The sequence below is a fragment of the Steroidobacter gossypii genome, assembly GCF_016801985.1.
In the GTDB taxonomy this organism is placed as follows: domain Bacteria; phylum Pseudomonadota; class Gammaproteobacteria; order Steroidobacterales; family Steroidobacteraceae; genus Steroidobacter; species Steroidobacter gossypii.
The window spans coordinates 700344-726820 of record NZ_JAEVLS010000004.1 but is presented as its reverse complement, the minus strand read 5'-3'; the positions used below and the strand labels follow the sequence as shown (position 1 = coordinate 726820).

At 62.7% G+C, this 26477-nt stretch carries 22 protein-coding genes; 13 read left to right on the top strand and 9 right to left on the bottom strand.

Annotated elements, in window-relative coordinates; translation table 11 throughout:
* The first annotated feature begins 27 nt into the window (after positions 1-27).
* From thiL to JM946_RS20040, 5 genes are all read left to right on the top strand, one after another.
* Positions 28-1005, top strand: coding sequence for a thiamine-phosphate kinase (gene thiL / locus JM946_RS20060; RefSeq protein WP_203169142.1), 978 nt, complete (start codon positions 28-30; stop codon positions 1003-1005).
* A 3-nt stretch (positions 1006-1008) separates the two neighbouring features.
* A complete protein-coding gene (locus JM946_RS20055; RefSeq protein ID WP_203169141.1) occupies positions 1009-1506 on the top strand; it encodes a phosphatidylglycerophosphatase A family protein in 498 nt (165 codons plus the stop codon).
* 52 nt (positions 1507-1558) lie between these two features.
* A complete protein-coding gene (locus JM946_RS20050) occupies positions 1559-2872 on the top strand; it encodes a protein kinase domain-containing protein (protein WP_203169140.1) in 1314 nt (437 codons plus the stop codon).
* 552 nt (positions 2873-3424) lie between these two features.
* Complete coding sequence (locus tag JM946_RS20045) at positions 3425-4339, top strand: hypothetical protein (RefSeq protein WP_203169139.1); 915 nt, start codon at positions 3425-3427, stop codon at positions 4337-4339.
* Positions 4326-4997, top strand: a complete 672-nt coding sequence (locus JM946_RS20040; protein WP_203169138.1) for an RES family NAD+ phosphorylase — start codon at positions 4326-4328, stop codon at positions 4995-4997. Before JM946_RS20045 ends, JM946_RS20040 begins: the two co-directional genes overlap by 14 nt.
* A gap of 40 nt (positions 4998-5037) precedes the next feature.
* Here the strand turns inward: JM946_RS20040 and folE2 are convergent, their stop codons facing one another.
* The 4 genes from folE2 to JM946_RS20020 form a co-directional block, all read right to left on the bottom strand.
* Positions 5038-5871 (bottom strand): GTP cyclohydrolase FolE2, encoded by an 834-nt coding sequence (gene folE2 / locus JM946_RS20035; RefSeq protein ID WP_203169137.1) that lies wholly within the window; start codon positions 5869-5871, stop codon positions 5038-5040.
* 136 nt (positions 5872-6007) lie between these two features.
* Positions 6008-7897: a 1-deoxy-D-xylulose-5-phosphate synthase gene (gene dxs / locus JM946_RS20030; protein ID WP_203169136.1), complete on the bottom strand. Its 1890-nt coding sequence runs from the start codon at positions 7895-7897 to the stop codon at positions 6008-6010.
* An 88-nt stretch (positions 7898-7985) separates the two neighbouring features.
* Entirely contained in the window at positions 7986-8927 is a 942-nt protein-coding gene (locus JM946_RS20025; protein ID WP_203169135.1) for a polyprenyl synthetase family protein, read from the bottom strand.
* Between the two features lie 3 nt (positions 8928-8930).
* Complete coding sequence (locus JM946_RS20020) at positions 8931-9233, bottom strand: exodeoxyribonuclease VII small subunit (protein ID WP_203169134.1); 303 nt, start codon at positions 9231-9233, stop codon at positions 8931-8933.
* 210 nt (positions 9234-9443) lie between these two features.
* Here JM946_RS20020 and JM946_RS20015 point away from each other — a divergent pair, with 210 nt between their 5' ends.
* The 5 genes from JM946_RS20015 to parC all read left to right on the top strand — a co-directional run bounded on the left by JM946_RS20015 (position 9444) and on the right by parC (position 16409).
* Complete coding sequence (locus JM946_RS20015) at positions 9444-9860, top strand: rubrerythrin family protein (RefSeq protein WP_203169133.1); 417 nt, start codon at positions 9444-9446, stop codon at positions 9858-9860.
* A 126-nt stretch (positions 9861-9986) separates the two neighbouring features.
* Complete coding sequence (locus JM946_RS20010) at positions 9987-11384, top strand: heterodisulfide reductase-related iron-sulfur binding cluster (protein ID WP_203169132.1); 1398 nt, start codon at positions 9987-9989, stop codon at positions 11382-11384.
* Complete coding sequence (locus JM946_RS20005; RefSeq protein WP_203169131.1) at positions 11374-11976, top strand: DUF3501 family protein; 603 nt, start codon at positions 11374-11376, stop codon at positions 11974-11976. Before JM946_RS20010 ends, JM946_RS20005 begins: the two co-directional genes overlap by 11 nt.
* Before the next feature lie 190 nt (positions 11977-12166).
* A complete protein-coding gene (gene parE / locus JM946_RS20000) occupies positions 12167-14056 on the top strand; it encodes a DNA topoisomerase IV subunit B (RefSeq protein WP_203169130.1) in 1890 nt (629 codons plus the stop codon).
* 112 nt (positions 14057-14168) lie between these two features.
* Positions 14169-16409, top strand: a complete 2241-nt coding sequence (gene parC / locus JM946_RS19995; protein WP_203169129.1) for a DNA topoisomerase IV subunit A — start codon at positions 14169-14171, stop codon at positions 16407-16409.
* 58 nt (positions 16410-16467) lie between these two features.
* Here parC and JM946_RS19990 read toward each other — a convergent pair whose 3' ends face one another.
* Complete coding sequence (locus JM946_RS19990; protein ID WP_203169128.1) at positions 16468-18525, bottom strand: EAL domain-containing response regulator; 2058 nt, start codon at positions 18523-18525, stop codon at positions 16468-16470.
* A 50-nt stretch (positions 18526-18575) separates the two neighbouring features.
* A complete protein-coding gene (epmB, locus tag JM946_RS19985) occupies positions 18576-19652 on the bottom strand; it encodes an EF-P beta-lysylation protein EpmB (RefSeq protein ID WP_203169127.1) in 1077 nt (358 codons plus the stop codon).
* Positions 19653-19727: 75 nt separating this feature from the next.
* Here epmB and efp point away from each other — a divergent pair, with 75 nt between their 5' ends.
* Entirely contained in the window at positions 19728-20306 is a 579-nt protein-coding gene (gene efp / locus JM946_RS19980; protein WP_203169126.1) for an elongation factor P, read from the top strand.
* Between the two features lie 16 nt (positions 20307-20322).
* Here the strand turns inward: efp and JM946_RS19975 are convergent, their stop codons facing one another.
* Positions 20323-20805 (bottom strand): GAF domain-containing protein, encoded by a 483-nt coding sequence (locus JM946_RS19975; protein ID WP_203169125.1) that lies wholly within the window; start codon positions 20803-20805, stop codon positions 20323-20325.
* A gap of 141 nt (positions 20806-20946) precedes the next feature.
* Here JM946_RS19975 and JM946_RS19970 point away from each other — a divergent pair, with 141 nt between their 5' ends.
* Together JM946_RS19970 and JM946_RS19965 are read left to right on the top strand one after the other, a co-directional pair.
* Positions 20947-23517 carry a serine/threonine-protein kinase gene (locus JM946_RS19970; RefSeq protein WP_218043003.1) on the top strand — a complete coding sequence of 857 codons (2571 nt, stop codon included), beginning with the start codon at positions 20947-20949 and terminating at the stop codon, positions 23515-23517.
* Between the two features lie 116 nt (positions 23518-23633).
* A complete protein-coding gene (locus JM946_RS19965) occupies positions 23634-24620 on the top strand; it encodes an aldo/keto reductase (protein WP_230979830.1) in 987 nt (328 codons plus the stop codon).
* Between the two features lie 6 nt (positions 24621-24626).
* On the opposite strand, the gene epmA is transcribed toward JM946_RS19965, so the two are convergent.
* Positions 24627-25583, bottom strand: a complete 957-nt coding sequence (gene epmA / locus JM946_RS19960) for an EF-P lysine aminoacylase EpmA (protein ID WP_203169123.1) — start codon at positions 25581-25583, stop codon at positions 24627-24629.
* Positions 25580-26464 carry an archaetidylserine decarboxylase gene (gene asd, locus JM946_RS19955; RefSeq protein WP_203169122.1) on the bottom strand — a complete coding sequence of 295 codons (885 nt, stop codon included), beginning with the start codon at positions 26462-26464 and terminating at the stop codon, positions 25580-25582. The genes epmA and asd overlap by 4 nt, the downstream gene beginning before the upstream one ends.
* Positions 26465-26477: the final 13 nt, after the last annotated feature.

Genomic DNA, 26477 nt, shown 5'->3' with positions numbered 1-26477 from the left:
GACGCGAATCGCAGCTACTCTTCGAATATGAGTCTCGGAGAATTCGACATCATCGCCCGCTACTTCGCTCGCCAGAGCGCGCGTGGCGATGTGTTGCTCGGCGTCGGGGACGACGCCGCCGTGCTCGACACTCAGGCCGGTCGCAAGCTCGTGGTGGCCATGGACACCATCGTCGAAGGTGTTCACTTTCTGGCCGATTCGGATGCGACCGACATCGGCTATCGCGCCGTCGCAGTCAATCTCAGCGACCTCGCCGCCATGGGCGCGGAGCCCGCATGGATGACGTTGTCTCTTTCGCTGCCACGCGCGAATGAACAATGGCTGAGCGGCTTCGCCAGCGGCCTGTTCGAGCTTGCAGACGAATACAACGTCGCCTTGGTCGGCGGAGACACAGTGCGCGGTCCTTTGGTGGTCACCGTGCAAGTCGCTGGCTGGGTCGAAGCGGATGCATGGCTGACTCGTTCAGGCGCGAAGCCGGGCGATCTGTTATTTGTTTCTGGCATTCCTGGCGAAGCGGCCGCGGGGCTCGCTGTGATTCAGCGGAGCATGTTGGGCGGCGAGGCGGCGGCGTTCTTGAAACATCGTTTTCTGCGGCCGCGCCCCCGCATCGAGTTGGGCCGGCAGCTGCGAACTGTCGCGACGGCGGCCATGGATGTTTCCGACGGCCTGGTGACCGATCTGAGGAAACTTTGCGCCGCCAGTGGCTGCGGCGCGCAGCTGAACGTGGATGCCTTGCCTGAATCCGCCGCGATGCGTGAGTTGTTCGAAGCCGATGACGGTCTGCAGTACGCGCTGGCGGGCGGCGACGATTATGAGTTGTTGTTCACATTGCCTGCCGATCGAGCCGCCGCGGTGCTGAGTGAGCTGCAGTTGCAGCAGCGAGTGACGCAAATTGGCGTCATGACCGGAGGCGAGCCGAGCGTGCAATGCCTGCGTGATGCTCAGCCGTTCAGGATCAGACGCGCCGGCTACGATCATTTCAACACTGGCGAGGCGGGCAGCTGACGCATGAAGTGGTCCGCCGATCCCGCCCTGATGCGCGATCCCATTCATCTGCTGGCATTCGGCTTCGGCGCCGGCCTGAGCCCATGGGCGCCGGGCACATTCGGGACCCTGATCGCAATTCCAATCACGTTATTTGTGATGCAGTTCGGCTTTGCCGCGCATCTGGGTTTCGCCATCGTCGCATCGCTTTTCGGAATCTACGTTTGCGGCGAGAGCGCGCGCCGGCTGGGCGTGCACGATCATCCTGGCATCGTGTGGGACGAGATTGCCGGCTTCGCCGTCACCATGTTGGGGGTTCCGCTGAGTTCCGCCGGCGCACCGAGCACACTCTACGTGGTGCTGGCAGGCTTCGCCTTGTTCCGCTTGCTCGACATCTGGAAGCCCTGGCCGATCCGGGAGGCTGATCACAGTCTCCCCGGCGGGCTGGGAATTATGCTTGATGACATTATTGCGGGCATTTTCGCGGCAGCGATCCTGCTCGGTATACGGTACATCCTCTAGTGCACGCACGCCTCACGGCGAGTGTGCGACCAAACACTTGAGTGAGCCAGTAGTGAGCCCGAGCAGTGAGATGGGCGGTCTGATGGCACAGCGCGGCGCCACACGCGAACAGCGCATTCCCGAAAAGATCGGGAAATATGTCATCGTCAAAGAGGTCGGTCGCGGCAGCACCGGCGTCGTCTACCTGTCCCACGATCCTTACTACCGTCGCGACGTCGCCATCAAGGTCTACAACCTCGAGTCGCACGACGAAGACCGTCAGCGTGTCACGCGCAAAATGTTTCTTTCGGAAGCGCACATGGTCGGCATGCTGCAGCATCCGAACATCCTGCCCATCTTCGATGCAGGTGAAGAGAATGGTCACTACTACATCGTGACCGAGCACGTGCACGGCGCGCGCACGCTGTCCGCTTACTGCAAGCCGGACAATCTGCTGCCCGTCGATGACGTGGTGGAGATCATGTACAAGTGCGCCAAGGCGTTGCACTACGCGCACAGCCGCGGCGTCATTCATCGCGACATCAAGCCGTCGAATATCATGCTCACGCAGGCCAACGACGTGCGCATCATCGATTTCGGCATCGCGCTGGTCGCTGACTCGGATATCTCTCGCATCGAGGGCATCGCGGGCAGCCCGTCGTACATGTCGCCCGAGCAGGTGCAGTCGCTCGAGATCACCAACCGGTCCGATCTGTATTCGCTCGGCGCCGTGTTGTATGAAATGCTGACCGGCTTCCGCCCGTTCCGCGGCGGCAATCTGTCCAAGCTGCTGCATCAGATCGTTTACGCCACGGCGCAACCGATTCACTCGCTGCGGCCGGACATTCCCGAAGTGCTCGAAACTTCGGTGGCCAAGGCGCTGCAGAAGGATCCGGCCAAACGTTATCGCAACGGTCTGGAGCTTGCGGCCGATCTGACGCGCGTGCATCAGGCGCTGCGTGATGGCACCTCCAAGCTGGATCGCCAGGAACAGTTCTCCATCCTGCGCACGCTGAAGTTCTTCCACGACTTCTCCCAGTCGGAGATCCTGGAGGTGCTGCGCGCGAGCACCTGGCAGGACTACGAGCAAGGCGAGGAGATCGTCAAGGAAGGCGAGATGGACGACCGCTTCTACGTCATCGTCTCCGGCACTGTCGCGGTCATGCGTAGTGGCAACAACGTCGGCCAGCTCGAGGCGGGCGACTGCTTCGGCGAGACCAGCTACGTTCGCGGCGCCAAGCGGTTGGCGACAATCAAGGCGCTCACCGGTGTCACATTGATGAAGGTGAGCTCGACTCTGTTGGAACAGAGCTCGGCGGCCTGCCAGCTGCGCTTCAACAAGGTGTTCCTCCGCAGCCTGATCAGCCGCTTGCAAAGCGCCAGCTGATATCGCTCAAGCCTCGGCTCCAGGAACCTGGCGCGCACGACCCCGCCGCTTTAGCACGACATCATCGTTGCCACCGTCGTGGTCGTGTCCGCGACGACTGCAAACTTCCAGCCTCGCTGCGGCCGAGCCGCTTCCACCTTGGTTGGATATCGGCTTTGCTGCGGCAGACTATGGGATGTTCACGGCTTTGCAGGCCGTGCATCGTGAGCTATATGTTCGCTTGAAAATATATATTCCGTCGGTTCGATCGTCGCGGATCGCGCTGGCGCCGGTCGAGAGATCGGAACACGATGCAAAAACAAAACCCTCAGCCCCGCAACGCGGGTCCTTCCGAGCACGCTGGTTCCTGCTCGTGCGCTGCATTAATGCCAGCGCGGCTGCAGCCCATTAGATTCGCGGCCCCTGCGGAATATGCGTACAAATAAGCCTCTGAAAATCCGAGAAAAACCGACGATCTTCCACAAAGCGAGCGCTGCGCCTCAGTCCCGAGCCCTTGATCGGGCGTATAGTCCCGATAGCACGGATATCCTGGATATCCAGGAGGACTTTCAGATGAGCCAGCAAATCAGTGGTATCGCCTTGCAGTTCGGGTCGCCCCCGGCGGTGCGGCCGGTAACCCATGTGCAGCAGGCCGCCGAGATAGCGACGCAAGCCCGCACTCTCATCGTGATCGGCCCCACTAAGCGGCAGAGAAATGTCCGGACACGGTTGGCGCAGAAGGGCGAAATACTGAAGGAAGCCTGTCTGCAATTGTTGAACGAACAGGTCGGTAAGAGCTCCAAGAGATCCTTCGTCATTCAGCGCTTTCACGACTCGAGCGCCTTTCTCGGCGAGTACGGCAGTTACGCCGAGCAGGCGACCGCCCGAAATCCAGTCAAACCCAAGCTGATGCTCATCGAACCGATGCTCATCGAAACGGGCGATGCGCGGACAATGTTTGTTTCCGATCAGAAAGTATCGTTCGAGAAGCAGCTCCGGGAGGCATTGGATCTTCTGGAGCAGCTAGCGGGGCCGGACATGTCCGCCCAACGGCCGCCGCCGGGATCCGACGACGACAGGCAGTTGCAACTCGCGCGTGAGCGTCGCGACCAACTGCTCGCCGATGAGAAGTGGTTCAATGCCCCTGAGGTCCATGTGCAGCAGGGCCACGATCCAAATGCTCAGGGGGTCAACAACACGGCGAGCCGACTACGGCGCGATAAGCTGCTGCTGGGCGCGTGGAACGGTCGTGAATATCTGCATCCGCAGTTTCAGTTCGATCGGCACACCGGGCGACTGATGCCGGAGGTCGAACCGTTACTGGAGGTGTTGCCGAAGGACCGAAGTGGCTGGCGGCAGGTGTTCTGGCTGTTTCAGAAACATGCGCGGCTGCAAAACCGGCGGCCCGCGGATATTTTTCAGGACCAACCAACTGCCGTCATCGAGGCGGCGCGCAGCGATTTCGTGATCGACGATGAGCGCTGGTAGCAAGGGAGGGCCCGATTCCTACAGCATATTGCCCAAGGGGACCAAGCTCTGGCATGTCTACCCTCAAAGCTACGGGTCGGTCGAATTCAACCCGAAGTCGAAGAATCGATTTGCCACGCCGCCACCGCCGGATTGCGCGATGTTCTATGCGGGAGACTCCTCGGCTTGTGCACTATGGGAGGCGGTGCTGCGTAATCTAGTCATTGAAGATAGTCAGCCGCAGCACATCGATCCGGATGTGCTCAACAAAAGATCGATCGTCGAGCTGGAAGTCACCCAAGCGACCAAGATTCTGGACCTACGCTCGCCGCATTTCCGTAAGCTGACTAGCGATTGCGCGCGTCACACGCAGTGGCAGGAACTCGCGATCGTTCCGGAACCGCGCTACCCGGAGACACATGCCGAGGCCAGGATATTGCGAGCGACGTGGGCAGAGGCGATGGGGCTGCGGTGGTTCTCGCGACAGATCGGTGCTCAGAGCACGTATGTTTTCTATCGCCCACCCCATGCCAGCGGATGCTTCCGAGAGGTCCGGTCGCATGCTTTAGATACGCCGGAAGGATGGGCGCTCATCGATGCGGCGTTACGAGTTGTCGGCGTCGAAAGGCTCGGAGCGAGGGCATTGGCCGCCGAACTGGAGCCAGAACTGCCGCCATAGTCAGTCTCACGTTTGCGGCAGCAGCCGAGGCTGGCCAGACCTACAGTCCGACGACTTCGTCCTTGTCCTTTTCGATCAACGCATACGCCGAGTGATTGTGAATGGACTCGAAATTCTCGGCTTCCACTACATACGCCCGCACACGCTCCTCGTTGTTCATCCGCACGGCGACATCGCGAACGATGTCTTCGACGAACTTGGGATTCTCGTAAGCACGCTCGGTAACGAACTTCTCGTCCGCGCGTTTGAGGATGCCGAACACCTCGCAGGAGGCTTCGGCTTCGGCGATATCGATGAGCTCTTCCAGAAACATATGCCCATCGACCTTGGCCTTGATGGTGATATGCGAGCGCTGGTTGTGCGCGCCGTACTTGGAGATGTCCTTGGAGCAGGGGCACAGGCTGGTGGCCGCCACGACGACCTTGAGCCACAGCTCCGATTTGCCGTTGTGGAGCTCGCCGATCAACGAGGCCTGATAATTCATCAGGCTCTCCACGCCCGACACCGGTGCCTTCTTCATCACAAAGAACGGAAACTCCATCTCGATGTGACCGGTCTGCGCGTTCAGCTTCTCGGTCATCTGTACCAGGATGTCGCGAAACGACTCGACCGAAATCTCCCGCTCGTTCCCATGGAGCAGCTCGACGAAGCGCGACATGTGGGTGCCCTTGAAGTTGTGGGGCAGGGCCACGTACATGTTGAAGTTCGCAATGGTGTGCTGCTCGCCGCTGGAGCGGTCCTTCACCCGCACCGGGTGATACACGTCCTTGATGCCGACCTTGTTGATCGGGATGCGGCGCGAGTCGGCGCGGGCCTGGACGTCCTCGATGGAGGTCGGTGGCGGGGGCAGGACGCTTTTGGGCAGTGTCGACATACAGAATTTCCGGACCGGGCCGGAGCTCCGGCCTATGCTGGCCATCGATTAGGTCGGGGCCAGTATAGATCAAGGGCGCCGGAGGCCGTTCCCCCGCCCTGGAATTACTGAAATGCCCAAAATGAATGGTTGACGCTCAGCCGCCGACGGCGAGGCGCTTCTCGCCCTGCCAGAAGCGCGTGATCGCCGTTTCCAGCGACGCCAGATCCAGCCCGGCGGCCGCCAGGCAGTCCTCGCGCGAGCCGTGCTCGATGAAGCGGTCCGGGATGCCCAGATTCAAAGTGGGCGGGATGTGACCATGTGCGGCCAGGCACTCGGTGATGGCCGAGCCGGCGCCGCCGGCCACGACGTTTTCCTCGACCGTGACGAGGGCGCGGTGATTGGCAGCCAGGCGCACGATCAGCTCTTCGTCCAGCGGCTTGATGAAGCGCAGATTCACCAGCGTCGCGTCGAGCTTCTCCGCGATCCGTTCGCAGAACGGAACCATCGCACCGATCGCGAAGATGGCGAGCCCGCTGCGGCCCTCACGCCGCACCTGAGCTTTGCCGATGGGCAGCGCGCGCATGGTGGATTCGATCGTCGCACCCGGGCCCTGGCCGCGCGGATAACGCACGGCGGCCGGCAGGTTGGACTGCACGGCGGTGTACAGCATCTGGCGGCATTCGTTCTCATCCGCCGGGGCCATGACGATCAGGTTCGGGATACAGCGCAGGAACGACAGATCGTAACTGCCCTGGTGAGTGGCGCCGTCGCCGCCGACCAGGCCGGCGCGATCGATGGCGAAGGTGACCGGCAGATTCTGAATCGCCACGTCGTGAATCAATTGATCGTAGGCCCGCTGCAGGAACGTCGAGTAGATCGCGACCACCGGCCGCAACCCTTCGCACGCCATGCCGGCTGCCAAGGTCACGGCATGTTGTTCGGCGATGGCGACGTCGAAGTAACGAGCCGCGAAACGTTTGGAATATTCGACCAGCCCCGAGCCTTCGCGCATGGCCGGCGTGATCGCGACCACTTTGGGATCGGCCGCCGCCATGTCGCACATCCATTGGCCGAACACCTGCGAGTAGCTCGGGCCGCTGGCCTTCTCTTTGAAGATCACGCCGCTCTTGGGATCGAACGGCCCCGGGCCGTGCCACTTGATCGGATCGGCTTCGGCGGGCGCATAGCCCTTGCCCTTGCGCGTGATCACGTGCAGGAACTGCGGGCCTCTCAGATCGCGCAGATTCTTGAGCGTGGCGACCAGCGCGTTCACGTCGTGACCGTCGATGGGACCGATGTAGTTGAAGCCCAGCTCTTCGAAGATCGTGCCCGGCAGCACCATGCCTTTCATGTGCTCTTCGGAGCGACGCGCCAGCTCCCACACCGTCGGCATGCGGCTCAGCACTTTCTTGCTGCCTTCACGCAACGTTGCATACAACTTTCCCGAAAGCACGCGCGCGAAGTAATTCGAGAACGCGCCGACGTTTTCCGAGATGGACATGTCGTTGTCGTTCAGGATGACCAGCATGTCCACATCGAGGCTGCCGGCATGATTCAACGCCTCGAACGCCATGCCCGCGCTGATCGCACCGTCGCCGATGACGGCGACCACGCGGCGTTGTTCGTGCTTCGCGGCCGCGCCGATCGCCATGCCCAGCGCGGCGGCGATCGAGGTGCTGGAATGACCGACGCCGAACGTGTCGTACTCGCTTTCGGCGCGAGTGGGGAAGGGCGCAAGACCATCCTTCTGTTTGATGGTATGCAGACGATCGCGACGGCCGGTGAGCACCTTGTGCGGGTACGCCTGATGGCCCACGTCCCAGACCAGCCGATCGTGCGGCGTATCGAAGACATAATGCAGCGCTACGGTGAGCTCCACCGTGCCGAGTCCGGCGGCGAAGTGCCCGCCCATCTGACTCACGGTCTCGATGAGATATTGGCGAAGCTCCGCGGCGACCTGCGTCAGATCGCTTGCGGGAAGCTTGCGCAGGTCGGCCGGTGAGCCGATCGCAGCCAGCAACGGATGAGGCGTGGCGGGGTTCATGACCGGCGCAGTCTACAGGAAACCAGGCAGGCGATTGATGGCGCAGTTGGGGCGAGCGGCGGATGAATCGTGGCGCTCAAGATGGTGCTCAATACTTCCGTAGGACCAGCCAATCCGACATGGCAGCGAGCGGTGCAGCCTGCAAACCGGACACTTCCAAAGCGGCCAATGCGCGCGCATGCAGCTCCTGCATCCGCTGACGCGACGTTTCCACACCTGCGACCGAAGGATAGGTCGGCTTGTCGAGCGCGCGATCCGCGCCCGTGGCCTTGCCGATGACGGCAACATCGCCCTCGACATCCAGCAGATCGTCCTGAATCTGAAACGCAAGACCGATGGCGCGGGCATAGTCCTCGAGCGCGCGCCAGATCGTTTCGGACAGATGCGGGGCGCAGGCGGCCGCCATCATCACAGCGGCATGAATCAGTGCGCCGGTTTTGCGAACGTGCATCTCTTCGACATCGGCCACCGACAGCTTGCGGCCGATGGCGGCGAGGTCGAGCGCCTGGCCGCCGGCCATGCCGTTGGTGCCGCTGGCGACTGCCAGCAGTTGCACCAGCTTCAGTCGCACCGCTGGATCCGCCGGCGCGCCCGCGTCGCTCGCCAGCAACTCGAACGCCAGGACTTGCAGCGAGTCGCCGACCAGAATGGCGGTGGCTTCATCGAACGCTTTGTGACAGGTCGGCCGGCCACGACGCAGATCGTCGTTGTCCATGGCGGGCAGGTCGTCGTGCACGAGGGAATAAGCGTGAATCAACTCGACCGCGCACGCGGCGGCGTCGAGATTCGATTCCGGGATACCGAGCGCCGCGCCCGTCGCATACACGAGGGTGGGACGCACGCGCTTGCCGCCGCCCAACACGCTGTAACGAATCGCTTCGTGCAAGCGGCTCGGCTGAACGTCGATCGAAGGCAGCCGGGCCGACAGCTCGTGTTCGATCCGCGCCTGCCAACCTTTCAACTGCGCGGCGAAGCTCGCCTGCGGGCCCTCGGCCAGCGGCGGCTCGATCAGCCTGGATTGTAGGGACATGCGTTAACGCTCGTCGTTCGCGTCGGCGTCGAAAGGCGCGGCCGTGAAGTCGTTCTCGGCGCCGCTGCGCTTGAGCAGGATCTCGACTTTCTGCTCGGCCTGCTTGAGCGCGCTCTGACACGAGCGCGTCAGTTGCACGCCGCGCTCGAAGTGGCGCAGCGAGTCGTCCAGCGACAGGTCGCCCTGCTCGAGCTTGTCGACGATGGCTTCGAGCTCGGCCAGCGAGCGTTCGAAATCGGCGGTGGGCTCGGTGGCGGTGTCGGCGGTGGGTGTTTTGCTGGTCACGATACGTGAAATGGGGGTCATTGGCGGCGCGGCAAGCTTATAGCGAATCGGCCATCAGCAACAGTTGATGCACACCCTGAAACGGCTCATAAATGAACCCGGGCAGTGGCCTGCACGAGATTGACGGGACGCGCCGTCAGGTCTAGATTTCTGCTCCATTAGACTACGTCTAACGCACCTTGTTCTTGAGTTTCGCCACTTCCTACCCGCCGGCAATCGAGGTGAGCTGCAATGAAGAATCTGAAAGGTACGAATACTGAGAAAAATCTGAAGGACGCCTTCGCAGGCGAATCCCAGGCGAATCGTCGGTATCTCTACTTCGCAGCCAAGGCGGATGTGGAAGGCTTCAACGACGTCGCCGCCGTGTTCCGCTCCACCGCCGAGGGTGAGACCGGCCACGCGCATGGTCATCTGGAGTATCTCGAGGCTGTAGGCGATCCGGCCACGGGCCTGCCGATCGGCCCCACCGGCGCCAACTTGAAAGCGGCCATCGCCGGTGAGACGCACGAGTACACCGATATGTACCCGGGCATGGCCAAGCAGGCCCGCGACGAAGGCTTCGAGGAAATCGCCGATTGGTTCGAGACGCTGGCCAAGGCCGAGCGCTCGCACGCCAATCGCTTCCAGAAGGCGCTCGACACGCTGTAATCGCCTGCGCCCTCAGGCGCGTCAAGGCGCCTGTCGCGATCAACGCAATCCCGGCCGGCAGGGAGCTCTCTGTCGGCCGGCGGCTTTGCGGTTGCCTCGAGTCCCAGCTATTGGCCAGGAAACTGCGTGTCCGATCAAAAAATCACCTCCGACGGCAGGGCGGTCGCCGCTCGCGAAGGCAGTCTCGAGGCGCCGACGCGCCATCCGCTCGCGTGGAAAGATCCCGAGTTCGGCAACGAGGCGTCGCTGTTCAAAGAGCTGGAGCGCATCTTCGACATCTGCCACGGCTGCCGGCGATGTTTCAGCCTGTGCAATTCGTTTCCCACGCTGTTCGATGCAGTCGACGAGTCCGCCACCGGCGAGGTGGATGGCGTCGACAAGAAGGTTTACTGGGAAGTCGTCGACAACTGCTATCTGTGCGACATGTGCTACATGAGCAAATGTCCGTACGTGCCGCCGCATCCGTGGAATGTCGACTTTCCGCACTTGATGCTCCGAGCCAAGGCATTCAAATTCAAGCATGCGCCGGAAGGCGCCAAGCCCGTCACGACGCGCGACAAACTGCTCAGCGCCACCGACCTGGTCGGCAGCATCGCGGGCATTCCAGTGGTGGCCGAAGCGGTCAATGCGATCAACAAAACCGACTTCGGCCGCAACCTGTTGGATCGCGCGCTGGGCGTGCATCCCAAGGCGCCGATCCCCGAATATCACAGCAAAACCTATCGCAAGCGGCACGCCGCCAGGAAACATCCCTCGCTTGAAGCCAAACCGGCCGGCGACACGCGGGGCAAGGTGGTGTTGTTTGCTACCTGTTACGGCAATCGCAACGAGCCGCAGCTCGGGGAGGATCTCACCGCGGTGTTCGAGCACAACGGCATCCCAGTGACCATCGCCGCGCGCGAGCGCTGCTGTGGCATGCCAAAGCTCGAGATCGGCGATCTGGAAACGGTGGAGCGGCTGAAAAACGAGAACATTCCGGAACTGGCGAAATGGGTAGATGAGGGCTGGGACATCGTCACGCCGGTGCCTTCGTGCACGTTGATGTTCAAGCAGGAGCTGCCGCTGATGTTTCCTGAGGATCCGCAGGTCATCAGGGTGCGCGATGCGATGTTCGATCCGTTCGAATATTTGTGGGGGCGCTACAAGGCCGGTTTGCTGAGCACGGAGTTTCGGCAGAAGCTGGGCAAGATCAGCTATCACGTACCGTGTCACACGCGCGTGCAGAACGTCGGCTTGAAGACGCGAGATATCTTGATGCTGGTGCCGGAGACACAGGTCGACGCCATCGAGCGCTGCTCGGGGCACAACGGGACATACGGCGTGAAGAAAGAATTCCGTGAAGTGTCCATCAAGATCGGCAGGCCCGTCATCCGCCGCGTCAGCGACGCGGGCGCCGACTATTATACCAGCGACTGTCCGATGGCCGGCCACCAGATCGAATCCGGCCTCGCTGGTGCCGACGCGGGCGCGGCCACGCCGCCGGTGCATCCGCTCACTTTGCTGCGGAGGGCTTATGGCATCTGAACCTGTACAGCGCGGCCGGCTCAGCCGCGCCGATTTGATGAGCCTCGAACAGTACTCGACGGGCCGCAAGGAATTTCGCGCGCGGGTGCTGGAGCACAAGCGACATCGCTCGGTGGCCATCGGGCCGAATGCGACGTGGGCGTTCGAGGATCGGCTCACCATCCAATACCAGGTTCAGGAGATGCTGCGCGTGGAGCGCATCTTCGAGGCGGCCGGCATTCAGGACGAGCTGGATGCGTACAACCCGCTCATTCCGGACGGCTCGAACTGGAAAGCGACCTTTCTGATCGAGTTCCCCGATCCTGAAGAGCGCAAGCAGAGGCTTGCTGCGCTCAAGGGGATCGAGGATCGCTGCTGGGTTCAAGTGGGCGATGCTGATCGGGTTTTCGCGATTGCTGACGAAGACCTCGAGCGTGAGAACGAAGAGAAGACTTCCTCGGTGCATTTCCTTCGCTTCGAACTGAGCGCCGAGATGGTGGCCAGGGCGAAGTCGGGCGGCACGCTGCAGGTGGGCATCGAGCATCCGAACTATAACTATGAAGTTCAGCTCTCGGAGGCCCAGCGCGCTTCTTTGACCGCGGACCTGGCTTGAGATTTTCTTAACGCGCGAGCGAGCCACGCGCGGCGGCTGCCGCCGTGTCGGAGGGCGCCCCCCGCCAAGCCAGCGCCCGTCGAAGCCACCGGTCCGGGGCCGAAAACAGCTGGCTGGATGTACAGAAGAAACCGCGTGCTATCATCCGCGCCGCCCAAACTCGGCCCCTAACGAAATCAGCTCGTTACAGATGGCTCAATCGTATAACGCCTCCGACATCGAAGTTCTCAGCGGTCTCGACCCCGTGCGCCGGCGCCCCGGCATGTACACGGACACGAGCCGGCCCAACCATCTCGCGCATGAAGTCATCGACAACTCCGTCGACGAGGCGCTGTCCGGTCACGCCAAGCGCATCGACGTGAAGGTGTACAAGGACGGCTCGCTGGAAGTCGCCGACGACGGTCGCGGCATGCCGGTGGACATCCACCCGAAGGAGAAGGTGAGCGGCGTCGAGCTCATTCTCACCCGGCTGCACGCCGGCGGTAAGTTCAACGACAAGAACTACAAGTTCTCCGGCGGCCTGCACGGCGTGGGCGTGTCGGTGGTGAACGCGCTGTCGAAGAAGCTGGAGACCTGGATCAAGCGCGGCGGCAAGGAGTACCACATCAGTTTCGCCGGGGGAAAGGCCGCCTCGAAGTTGAAGACCATCGGCGAGGTCGGCGGCCGCAACACCGGCACGCGCGTGCGCTTCTGGCCCGACGCCAGCTACTTCGAAACCCCCAGCTTCTCGGTGCCCAAGCTCAAGCACGTGCTCAAGGCCAAGGCCGTGTTGTGCCCCGGCCTGCACGTCACGTTGGAGATCGAAGGCGGCGAGAAGGAAGAGTGGCAGTACACCGGCGGCGTGAACGAGTACCTGCTCGAATCGCTCGGCCAGGGCGAGTGGCTGCCGCAGGAGCTGTTCAGCGGCAGCATCGAAGGCGAGCAGGAGGCCGCCGAGTGGGCGGTCGCGTGGCGCATCGATGAAGGCAGCCGCATCGAGGAAAGCTACGTCAACCTGATTCCCACCGCGCAGGGCGGCACGCACGTGAACGGTCTGCGCATCGGCCTCACCGACGCGGTCCGCGAGTTCTGCGAATTCCGCAACCTGTTGCCGAAAGGCTTGAAGCTCGCGCCCGAAGACGTATGGGACGGCGTGAGTTACGTGCTCTCGACCAAGATGAAAGAGCCGCAGTTCGCCGGTCAGACCAAGGAGCGTCTGTCGTCGCGCGAAGCCGCGGCGTTCGTGTCGGGCGTCGTCAAAGATCAGTTCGGTCACTGGCTGAACCAGCATCCCGAATCCGGCGAGAAGATCGCGCAGCTCGCCATCGCCGGCGCGCAGGCGCGCCTGAAGGCCTCCAAGTCCGTCGCTCGCAAGCGCGTGGTCTCCGGCCCGGCCTTGCCCGGCAAGCTGGCCGACTGCTCTTCGCAGGAACCCGAGCGCGGCGAACTGTTCCTGGTCGAAGGCGATTCCGCCGGCGGCTCGGCCAAGCAGGCGCGCGATCGCGAATTCCAGGCGGTGATGCCTTTGCGCGGCAAAATCCTGAACACCTGGGAAGTCGATGCGAGCGACGTGCTGGCGTCTCAGGAAGTGCATCACATCGCCATCGCGATCGGTGTGGATCCCGGTTCGGACAAGCTCGACGGCCTGCGCTATCACAAGATCTGCATTCTCGCGGACGCCGATTCGGACGGTCAGCACATCGCCACGCTGTTGTGCGCGCTGTTCCTGCGTCACTTCCGGCCGCTGGTGCTGGCCGGCCACGTGTATGTCGCCATGCCGCCGCTGTATCGCATCGACCTGGGCAAGCAGGTGTACTACGCGCTCGACGATGCCGAACGTCAGGGCATTCTCGATCGGCTCGCGGCCGAGCATCCCCGCGGCAAGCCGACGGTCACGCGCTTCAAAGGTCTGGGCGAGATGAGCGCTCTGCAATTGCGCGAGACCACCATGGCGCCGGAAACCCGCCGGCTGGTGCAACTCACCGTCGATGCGAAAGACGAAGCCGATTCGACGATGGACATGCTGCTGGCGAAGAAACGCGCGAGCGATCGCCGCGAATGGCTCGAGGCCAAGGGCAACCTGGCCGAAGTCGTTCCTTGAGGAAGTGGGTGGCGACTGGAGATCGGCTGTGGGTCGGAATACCGAGCCTGCAGCCGTCATCCAAACCCTTCCGGCCCGATCGCTAATCTCAAACAGCTAACGACTGCTATCTATGCCCACGCAACCTCCTTTGAACTTCGAAGGCGTCGAGCGCCAGGCGCTGCGCACCTTCACCGAAAAGGCGTACCTCGATTATTCGATGTACGTGATCCTCGACCGCGCGCTGCCGCACATCGGCGACGGCTTGAAGCCGGTGCAACGTCGCATCGTCTACGTGATGAGCGAGCAGGGCTCGTGGCAGAACGCCAAACACAAGAAAGCGGCCCGCGCCATCGGCGACGTGATCGGTAAATATCATCCGCACGGCGACTCGGCTTGTTACGAAGCCATGGTGCTGATGGCGCAGCCGTTCTCGTATCGTTATCCGTTGGTCGACGGCCAGGGCAACTTCGGCTCCTCGGACGACCCGAAGTCGTTCGCCGCCTATCGTTACACCGAAGCGCGCCTGACCCGCTATTCCGAACTGCTGCTGTCCGAGCTGGGGCAGGGCACGGTGGAGTGGATCCCGAACTTCGACGGCACGATGGAAGAGCCCAAGCTGTTGCCGGCGCGCGTGCCGAACATCCTGCTGAACGGCGCGACCGGCATCGCGGTCGGCATGGCGACCGACATTCCGCCGCACAACCTGCGTGAAGTCGTGAACGCGTGCATTCGTTTGCTCGAAGATCCGGACACGCCGCTGCGCGAGTTGATGAAGGACGTGAAGGGCCCGGACTTCCCGACCGGCGCCGAGATCATTTCGCCCAAGGCCGATCTGAAACAAATCTACGAAACCGGCAACGGGACGTTCCGTGCGCGCGCCACGTACGAGTTGGAAGACGGCGAGGTGGTGATCACTCAGCTGCCGTACCAGGTCTCCGGCAGCAAGATCCAGGAGCAGATCGCTGCGCAGATCAACGCCAAGAAGCTGCCGATGGTCGAGGACATCCGCGACGAGTCCGACCACGAGCATCCGACGCGCATCGTGATCGTGCCGAAGTCGAGCCGGGTCGACATGGTGCAGGTGATGAATCACCTGTTCGCGACCACGGACCTGGAGCGCACCTATCGCGTCAATCTGAACATCATCGGCCTCGACGGCCGGCCGCGCGTGATGGGGCTGAAGGAGCTGCTCGAGGAGTGGCTCAAGTACCGCATCGATACCGTCACGCGACGTTTGCAGTGGCGCTTGGAGAAGGTCAAGGCGCGCCTGCATATCCTGGAAGGCTTGCTGGTCGCCTATCTGAATCTCGACGAGGTGATTCGCATCATCCGTCGTGAGGACGAGCCCAAGCCGGTCTTGATGAAGCGCTTCAAGATCACCGAGATCCAGGCGGACGCGATTCTCGACACGCGCCTGCGTCACCTCGCCAAGCTGGAAGAGATGAAGATCCGCGGCGAGCAGGACGAACTGCTGTCGGAGCAGGACAAGCTGGACAAGCTGCTCGGCAGCAAGGCCAAGCTGCGCAAGCTGGTGCGCGACGAGCTGGAAAAGGATGCGAAGGAGTTCGGCGACGATCGTCGCACCAAGATCGTCGAGCGTGCGGCCGCGGTCGCCATCGACGAGACCGAGCTGGTGACGAGCGAGCCGGTGACGGTGGTTCTGTCCGAGCGCGGCTGGGTGCGCGCCGCCAAGGGTCATGAAATCGATCCCACGTCACTTTCGTACAAGACGGGTGACGGCTTCCTGGCGGCTGCGAAGGGCAAGAGCACACAACAGGCCGTGTTCCTCGACAGCACCGGCCGCACTTACACCTTGATCGCGCATTCGCTGCCGTCCGCGCGCGGCAACGGCGAGCCGTTGTCGGGTCGCCTGGATCCGCCGGAAGGCGCGACGTTCTCTGGCGTGCTGATCGGTGAACCGACGGAGAAGTGCGTGCTGGCTTCAGACGCAGGCTACGGCTTCGTCGTGCCGATTGGCGAGCTGCACTCGCGTAACAAAGCGGGCAAAGCGGTTCTCAAGGTGCCGGAAGGCAGCAAATCGCTCGCACCGGCGCTGGTGCCGGATGAGAATGCCTTGATCTGCGCGACCAGCAGCGAAGGCAAGATGCTCGTGTTCCCGGTCAAGGATCTGCCCGAACTGCCCAAAGGCAAGGGCAACAAGATCTTCGGCGTCTCTTCCAAGGGCGATGAGACCATGACGGCGATCGCGGTCATCACTTCGTCGCAGAACCTGGTGGTTCGCTCCGGCGATCGCAAGATGACCATCAAGTTCGCCGACCTGAAGGAATATAAAGGCGAGCGCGCTCAGCGCGGCGCTGTTCTGCCTCGCGGCTGGCGGAAGGTGGATAAGCTCGACGTCGAGCCGGCTTGACGCGAAGACTTGGAGTCTCGGTGGCTCGCACAGCCACCGAGGCGCTTTTGAAAAGCCGTTAGCCCATCACCACCTGCTCGGGCTCATTCACGAAGTAACCTTGAATGAACTCGATGCCGAGCTGCCACAGCACCGCCATGGTGTTCGCGTCTTCAACGCGCTCGGCGATGGTCGCAATGTTTCGTTCCTTGGCCTGATCGACGAGCTCACGAACGCGAGCCTGCAGCGCCTGGTCGACCGCCAGACCCTGCATCAGAGTGCCGTCTACTTTGACGTAGTCGATCGGCAGGTGTGCGATCAGACGTTGAGGGTCGCGACCCGTGCCGAAGTGCTCCAGCGCGAAGCGGAAGCCGGCCTTGCGCAAGCCGTTCGCCAACTCGGTGGTGTCGGCGAGATATTCCGAGGCGATCTGTTCGCTGATCTGGAAGGCGAGCCGGCTCGGTTCGATGCGCGAGGCTTTGAGCTGATTGGCCAGCCAGGTCAGCAGTGATTTATCGCGCACCGAATCTTTCGACAAGCGCACGAACAATTGTTTCACCGGTCGGCTGGCGATGAAGGTCATGGACGCTCCGATCACCCAGCGATCGATGTTTTTCATCAGATCGTTGCGCTCCGCCGCCGACATGAATTCCGCGGGCAACAGCTCCTGGCCTTGTTCGTCGACCATGCGCACCAGCACGTCGAACATGCCTTTGTCTTCGCCCAGCAAACTGGCCACGGGCTGTTGCATCAAGCGGAACCGGTTTTCCATCAGCGCCGCCCGGATGCGCTTCACCCATACCTCGTCGGCCGCTTCCCGTTTCGTATCTTCGTCGCGGTGATCGACGATGTTCACCCGCCCGCCGCCGGAGTTTTCCGCCGCGCGTCGTGCCGACAGCGCATCGAGGAGCGCGCTGCCTGGATCGGGCGAGCGCGGATCGACCAGGCCGACGCCGACGCTGCACGCACAGGAGATTTGTTTCTCCCCAAGCCGGAACACTTGCGTGCCTACCTTGCGGATCAGGTTCGTTGCCCACACCTCGATGTCTCGAGCCGTGCCGCGTTCCATCAGCAGCACCAGGGTGCCGTCGCCGAAGCGGCCGAACAGGTCGGTGGGCTGGCGCGTCTCGCCGATCAAGCCTGCAAACTGCGCGATGAAATCTTCGAAGGCCAGCGGCCCGATGTCCTCGGCGATCGCTTCGAGCTTGTCGGGCTGAACGGCCACCAGTTCACGCACGCCCGCCTTGATGGGCTGGGCCAGCGCTCGTTTCAGATGTTCGATGAAGAAGCGCCGCTGCAGAGCGCCCGTGCTCGCGTCGCGTTCCAGCGCCTCGGTGAGCTGCTCGTTGAGATCGCTGCCGGGCTCGCTGCGTTTGCGGGCCGCAAAACACAGTCGCACGGCCGGTTCGCCGTCAAACTCGACGCGCGACAACTCCATCTCCAGGAGCACGCTCGAACCGTCGTTCAGCAGCGCATTCGCCTTGAGCGTGTGATTCGACCACTTGCCCTGCAGACACGCCACCAACGCGCCCTTCAGCGCGGCATGCGCTTCGGGATCGAACGCGTCCATCAACGGCGTGCCGGTCAGCGCCTCGGCATCGGAGTAACCATACAGATCCAGCCAGGCCGGATTGGCGTCGACGATGATGCCTTCCTGCACGTGAGCGATGGCGTCGGCGGAGCCGGCCATGAAAGATTTCAGCTGTTCGCGATATTCATGCGCCGAGCTGATGGTGCTGTTGAGCGCTCGCGCCTGGCGACTTGCCTCCAGCTCGCGAGCCACGACGGCGCGCAGACGATTCGGGTTCATCAACGAGATCACGTCGCGCGCGCCTTGAGCCATGGCATTGGCCATGATCTCTTCATCGACCTGATCGCGCGCGAACAGCACCGGCACATCCGCGCCGTACTGCTTCACGACCGTCATCACTTTGATCATGTCGGCCGGATCCGGTCCGACGAACGCCACCAGCATGTGCGCGTTGATCTGTTGCAGGGCCTCGCCGAGATCGGTGAGTTCCTTGATCCAGTTGCAACGCACGGCGACGCCCGCGTTGCGCAGGGTGCTGTTGATCGCCTCGACGTTGTCCTGGTGACGGGTCAGGACAATCATCGGCACGGCGCTAGATTCGGCCAACGTTCTGCTCCAACAAGCTCGATGAACAACTCATTTGAATACGGCGCGGGTCAGTCGACGGCGCCCACCACGGCGGTCTTGGACGGGGCGCCCGCCACTTCCCGGACCAGCTTCGGCACCAGGTACCCGGGCAGACGCGCGGTCAGCTCCCGATGCAGCTCGAGCGCCCGGGCTTCGGGCAGGTCGAAGTGCGCCGCGCCCTGCACCTTGTCCAATACATGGAGGTAATAAGGAAGGACGTGCGTCTCGAATAACGCTTCACTTAATTCGACCAGCGCCGCCACGCTGTCGTTGATTCCCGCAAGCAGCACGCCCTGATTCAGCAAAGTGACGCCGGCCCCCGTCAGGCGCCGGCAGGCCTGGCGCACCGCTTCATCGATCTCCCGCGCATGGTTGGCATGGATCACCACCACTTTTTGCAGGGGCACTCCGTGCAGCCACTCGAGCAGGCCCAGGTCGACGCGCTCGGGCAGCACGATGGGATAGCGGGTGTGGATCCGCAGGCGACGGATGTGAGGGATGCTCTGAAGCCCGTCGGTGAGCTGTTTCAGCCGCCGATCGCTCAGGCTCCAGGGATCGCCGCCGCTCAGGATCACTTCGCTGATGGTCGGATCGGCGCGCAGGTGTTCGAGCGCTGGCTGCCAGCCCTGTTGAAGGGCCGATTCCTCGGCATAGGGAAAATGCCGGCGAAAGCAGTATCGGCAGTGTACGGCGCAGGCGCCGGTGGCCACGAGCAGCGCCCGACCCTGGTACTTGTGCAGCAGGCCCTGGGCCGCCCGGCGGTTCATGTCGCCGACCGGATCGCTCACGAATCCTTCGGTGACCTGCAATTCCGCCGCGATCGGCAACACTTGCAGCAGCAAAGGATCGTTCGGATCGCGCTTGCGCATGCGGGCGACGTAGCTGCGAGGCACGCGCAACGCGAAGTCCTTGGCGGCCGCGATGGCGGGCAGCACCAGGTCAGGATCGAGCTCGAGCAGGGTGCACAGCTCCCGAGGATCGGTCACCGCATCGGCCAGCAATTGCTGCCAACCGGGCTCGTGCGGCACGGTTTGGGCCGGAGAATCGAGGGAAGTGGCGTCGAACTGCGGGATCAACTGGTCTGCGTGGAGGGTTGCGGCTATCATCTGCGCCCTTTGCCGGGGACCCCGCTGGAGCGCGGGGCCGGTCCATTTTCGCAGACTTTCAGCCGCGGTGCCCAAATGGCCAGTTATTCCACCAATGAATTCAAGTCGGGCGTGAAGATCCTGCTTGAAGGCGTCCCTTATTCCATCGTCGAAAACGAGATGGTCAAGCCCGGCAAAGGCCAGGCGTTCAACCGCGTCAAAGTGCGCAATCTGAAGAACGGCAAGGTCACCGAGCGCACCTTCAAGTCGGGCGACACGGCCGAGGCGGCCGACGTGGTCGAGACCGAAATGCAGTATCTGTACACCGACGGCGAATTCTGGACCTTCATGAACCCGGAGTCCTTCGAGCAGTACACCGCCGGCAAGGAAGCGCTGGGCGACGGCGCGATCTGGTTGAAGGACGGCATGACTTGCACGGTCATGCTGTGGAATGGCGAGCCGCTGAACGTGACCCCGCCGGCGCACGTCGAGCTCAAGGTCATCGAGACCGATCCGGGCCTGCGAGGTGACACCGCCACCGGCGGCGCGAAGCCCGCCAAGCTCGAGACCGGCGCATCGGTGCGCGTCCCGTTGTTCATCAACGAAGGCGAGTACATTCGCGTCGACACCCGCACCGGCGAATACATCGCTCGCGCCAAGGCCCCGACGGGCTGAGCAGTCCGGTCAGCGATTACGTGGCGGCGAGCAGCGCCGCCACGAACTTCTCCAAACCCTCCCGATCCTGCTCATCGAATCTCGCGAGCTTCGGGCTATCGAGGTCGAGCACGCCGAGCAGCTCGCCGTTGCGAATCATCGGCACCACGATTTCCGAGTTGGACGCCGAGTCGCATGCGATGTGACCGGCGAATTCGTGAACGTTGCGCACGAGCTGAGTGGTGCGCTGGGCGGCAGCGGCGCCGCACACGCCTTTGCCGATTGCTATTCGGACACACGCGGGTTTTCCCTGAAAGGGTCCGACCACCAGCTCCCCGTCCTTGAGCAAATAAAATCCCGCCCAGTTCAAATCCGACAGCGAGTGATATATCAGCGCCGCGCTGTTGGCGAGATTGGCGATGAAGTCGGGCTCGCCCGCAATCAGGCCCTGCAGCTCCTGAACCAGTTGCGCATAAAGCACGGGCTTGGGTTGGGTGGCGTCGATGTGACTCTCGTGCATGTTGCGGCTTCCGAACGCAAGACTTTGGAGCGCCATTGTAACGCTGCGCAAAGCGTTACATTGTTGTGATGCTACTGCTTCCAGCGCCGCCCGCCGCGCGTGTACGCTGACAAACAAAATTCGATCAGTGGGATGAATCCTATGGAGCCGGGAGCACGCCCCGAGCCCGCCACCGACGCGGAGCTCGACCCAACCGTCCATCACCCCGTCACCACGGTCCGGCGCGAGCTGCCGCCGGGAGAGATCGTTGGACGTTATCGCATCGTCCGATTGCTCGGCCGCGGCGGCATGGGCTCGGTGTATTACGCCGAGCGCGCCGATGAGGAGTATCAGCAATCGGTGGCGTTGAAGATCGTCGAGTGGTGTCCCGCCGTCACCGATCTCGCCGGCCGCTTCCGCGCCGAACGACAGATCCTCGCGCGCCTCTCGCACGAGAATATCGCGCGTCTGCTCGACGGCGGGCAATTGCAGGACGGCACGCCGTATCTGGTGATGGAGCACATCGCCGGCACGCGCATCGATCATTACTGCAAGCTGCGACGGCTCGGCACCGAAGCCAAGCTTCGGTTGATGCAGCAAGTGTGCGCGAGCGTTCAGTACGCGCACCAGAATCTGGTGATTCATCGCGACCTCAAACCCTCGAACATCCTGGTGACTGAGGACGGCGTGGTGAAGCTGCTCGATTTTGGGGTGGCCAAGCTGTTGAGCCCCGACGGCGGCGTGACCAGCTCGTTGACCCAGCAAATCGATCGCGTGTTGACGCCCGATCACGCCAGCCCTGAACAGCTGCTCGGTCAACCGGTGGGCACCACCTCGGATGTGTACGCGCTCGGCGTGTTGCTCTACGAGCTGCTGAGCGGCAAGCGGCCGTTCGAGTTTGCGAATCTGTCGCTGAGCGAGATCAGTCGCATCGTCGGTTTGACTACGCCTGCGCCGCCGAGCACGAGAATTCCAGTTGAGACGCAGCGGTGGGGGCTCGCGGCGGAGCTGCGGGGCGATCTCGACAATATCGTGCTCAAGGCCATGCATCGCGAGCCGAATCGGCGCTATGAAACGGTGGCGGCGCTCGCGGCTGATATTCAGAACTATCTGGATGGCCGTCCAGTGCAGGCGCGTCCGGATACCTGGACCTATCGCACACGGAAGTTCGTTCGTCGCAACGCGTGGGCGGTGGCGGGAGCGGCGGCGTCCGTGCTGATGATCACCACCGTGATCGCGTTCTACACCGTCCGTCTTTCGCAAGAGCGTGACATGGCGCAACGTCAGCGCAAGGCTGCCGACACGGTGGCTGAATTCATGATCGACGTGTTTCGCCGGGCGAATCCCAACGAAACGCGAGGCGCCGAAGTCTCGGCGCGCGATGCGCTCGATGCTGCGGCCTCGCGTATCGATCGGGATCTGGTGAACGAGCCGCGACTGCGCCTGACACTGCTGCGCAAGATGGGCCAGTCGTACAGCGGTCTGGGCCTGATGCCCGAAGCGCTGGGTCTGATGGAGCGGCAGGTGAGCCTCGCGCGCACCGAGTTCGGCGAAACCGACGTGGAGCTGGCGCGTGCCTTGGAAGCGCTGGGTCATATCCATCACTCCATGTCCAAGTTCACGCTGGCGGAGCATGCATTCGGCGAAGCCGAGCTGATCCGCATGCGACTGGGCCTGGAGTACGACGCCGAGTGGGCGCGATTGCTGCATTCCATTGCCAGCAACCTGCGAGCGCAACAGCGCTTCGAGGACGCGATCAGGTATCACATGCGAGCCGAGGCGGGCGCTCGTTCATTGCCCGAGTCGGAACGGGCGACGTTGGGCAATGTGCTGCAAGGGCTGGCGTTCACCTACGGCGAATCCGGCAACTACGAGGAGGCCGAGCGCTATGCGCGCGAAGCGTTGCCGCTGCTGGAAGGCGCCATCCACGAAGGCCACGATCTATATGCCAACGGCCTGAACACTCTGGCGAACATTCTGCGCCGGCAATTCAAACTGGACGAGGCGGAGGAGTTGTTCCGTCGCTTCGTCGCGCGACAGATCGAGATCCTCGGCAAGAATCATTTCCTCGTGGCCCGCGCGCAGAACAATCTGGCGACGCTGTTGCGAGCGAAGGGCGACTACAAAGGCTCGGAGCAGGCGCTGCTGGAAGCCCTGCGCATCTACGAGTCGGGCCGCGAGCCGGATCAGCTGGATCTTGCAATCTCGCATCACAACCTGGCCGGCGTGTATCGCGAGGAAGGTGATTTCACGCATGCCCTCGAGCACGCGGACCGAGCGATTGCGCTCAAACGCAACGCCTTGGGTCCGGGCAGTCCGCAATTGGTGAGCTCGCTGCTGGAACGATCCGCCGCCCTGCGTGCACGAGGTGAGTTCGCGGACGCTCGGATCGCCCTGACTGAAGCTGAGTCGATTGCACGCGAGCGCTTCGATCCGAACGACCGTCGTCATGTGCTGGTGAAGCTGGAGCGTGGGCGTCTGAATCTGGCCACGGGAGAGACAGCGGCCGCGAGCCGCGATCTCCAGGACGCGATCGCCAGTCTGCGGCAACAGGATGAGACCGCGCGCCTCGCGGAGGCCCTCTGCACACTTGCCGAGTTGCGACTGAGCTCAGGCGATGTCGTGAGTGCGCGGACGCTGCTCGATGAAGCGAGGACGTTGCGTCAGAAAATCATGCCAGCGACGCATCCCGCAATGCTCGCTGTACAAGCGCAGCTGAGCGCCCTCAGATAACACGCTCGCCTTGCGCTACTCAGTAGCGCATTTTCAGGCAAGGATCGGGCGGCTTCGTGTATCGCCTCCGAGTTCATCGGTGAGTCACAATGCCCACCGCTGATGAGGAGGACGACATGCAACAACGCAGATTGGGTACTCAGGGTTTGACGGTGTCCGCGCTCGGCTTGGGCTGCATGGGCATGACGCCGGTTTACGGCGAGGCTGACGATGCGGAGTCCATCGCGACCATTCACCGCGCCATCGAGCTCGGCGTGAATTTCTTCGACACCGCTGAAGTGTACGGCCCCTACAGCAACGAAGAGCTGCTAGGTAAAGCCGTCAAAGGCAAGCGCGAGCAGGTGATCATCGCCACCAAGTTCGGCTTCGATCTCACGGCGCAGGACCGCCTCGGCGCCCTCAACAGCCGGCCCGAGAATGTGTTGAAGGTAGCCGATGAATCTCTCAAGCGGCTGCGCACCGACTACATCGATTTGTTCTATCAGCATCGCGTCGATCCGGCGGTGCCGATCGAAGACACGGTCGGCGCGATGGCGCAGCTGGTGAAGCAGGGCAAGGTGCGCTATCTCGGCCTGTCCGAAGCGGGCGCGAGCAACATCCGACGCGCGCACGCGGTGCATCCGATCTCGGCGCTGCAGAGCGAATATTCCATTTGGGAGCGCAATCTCGAGCCCGAGATCATTCCGCTGATCCGTGAGCTGGGCATCGGCCTGGTGCCTTACTGTCCGTTGGGCCGCGGCTTTCTGACGGGATCGGCCCCGCGACTGGAGAACACCATCGAAGGCGACTTTCGACGCCGCGATCCGCGCTTCCAGGGCGAGAACTACGATCGCAATCTGCGGCTGGTCGAGGAAGTCACCGCGATCGCCAGAGGCCGCGGAGCGACGGCAGCGCAAGTGGCGTTGGCGTGGGTGCTGCAGAAGGGCGAGGACATCGTGCCGATCCCCGGCACGAAGCGACGCAAGTATCTCGAAGAAAACTTGGTCGCCGCATCACTGGAGCTCACCGCGGAAGAGATGAGGCAGCTCGATGCCATGGGCGCACCGGGCGAAGTGGCGGGCCCACGCTACTCGGAGCCTTTCATGAAGCTCGTCGATCGATAACGAGGATCAGGCGCGATCGAACGGAAAGGCGAGCACGGCGTCGATATGTTCGGCGCCGGTTGCACACATCACCAGACGATCGAAGCCCAGCGCCACGCCGGAGCAATCCGGCAGTCCGTGCTCGAGCGCGGCCAGGAAACGTTGATCGATGGGCATCGGCGGCAGGCCGCGCCTGGCGCGTTCTTCCAGATCGCGTTCGAAGCGCGTGCGCTGTTCGGCCGCATGGCCGAGCTCGTGAAAGCCATTGCACAGCTCCAAACCATCCATGTACGCCTCGAAGCGCGAAGCGACCGGGCCGCGAATCTGCGCCAGCGCCGCCTGCGAGGCTGGATAGTCGTAGATGAACGTGAGCCGATCGTGGCCAAGCTGCGGGCCGACCAGAATGCCCATGATCAGATCCAGGCACGCGTCGCGCTCGCCGCGGATGTCTCCTGGCACTTCGATGCCCTGACTCTCCAGTCGCGCGATCAACACGGGAATGGGATCGTCGAAGGGATCGATGCCGGCATGCAACTGCACGGCCTCGCGATAAGTGAGCCGCTCCGAGCGATCGAACGAGCGCGACGGCGGCAGCATCGCACCGATCAGCCGCTCGACATCCGACATGAGCGCGTGATGATCCACGCCCAGTCGGTACCATTCGATCAGGGTGAACTCGGGATTGTGAAAACGCCCGCTCTCGCCATCGCGATACACCTTGCAGATCTGCCAGATGTCGCCACAGCCGGCGGCGAGCAGCCGCTTCATCGCATATTCGGGTGAGGTGTGCAGGAACGCGCGGCGACCGTTGGTCGTCGCAGCGACGCTCGACAGATGGACGTCTGTCACGGCGGCCGTGCTCAGCGTCGGCGTGTCGACCTCCAACGCGCGAGTGGCTGTGAAATATTCCCGCGCAGCACGAAGCATCGACGCTCGGACCTCGAGCGTGGCAATCGCCGCCGTCGGGCGCCAATCGTCGCTCATTGGCGGACTCGGGCGATCGGACGGCCGAGCTGGACGGTCGCATTCGCGTGCATGGCGGAGGTGTCCCAGGAGATGCGGCCGCGCTCAAACAGCAACACCACTGTCGAGCCCATGTTGAATCGGCCGAGCTCTTCGCCCTTTTTGAATTCGCGACCCACGCCTCGAGCAATGATCTCGGGCTGCTTGCGACGCCGCGGCGGCGGATTCACTTCCCCGCAATGCACCGTTTCGATGCTGCCGACGTGCAGCGCGCCGACCAGGATGACCGCGACTCGTCCGATCGGCGTGGTGAATTCACAGATCAAACGTTCGTTTCGTGCAAACACGCGGGGCACCGCTCGCGCTGTGGAGGCGTTCACGCTGAACAGATCGCCCGGCACATAGATGTTTTTGAACGCGGCGCCCGCGTACGGCATGTGGATGCGGTGATAGTTGTACGGCGCCAGATAAATGCAGGCGAAGCTGCCGTTGCGGTAGGTGGTGATGGACTCTTCATCGCCCGCCAGCAGTTCCTGCAATGTGTAGTGCTGACCCTTGGCCTGCAGGAGCGATTCGTTCAGCAGATCGCCCACCTGGCTCACCGTGCCGTCCACCGGGCTGACCACGAACTCCGACTCGATGGCGACGGGCCGTGCGCCGGGCTTGAGTGCGCGCGTGAAGAATTCGTTGAAGGTTCGATAGGCATATGGATTCGGCTGCACCGCCTCGGCCATATTGATATCGAACAGGTTCAGGAAGATGCGCAGAAATGTGTTCTTCACGAACCGCGACTCGCTGCGCGAGATGGCATAGATGCCGCGCGACATCAGGTGCTTGGGCAGGGCGTGCTGAAGCGCCGCGAACAGCCGGTCGCCGGTGCTGACGGAAGGAACGTCGGTCATGAGCGGTCGGTCA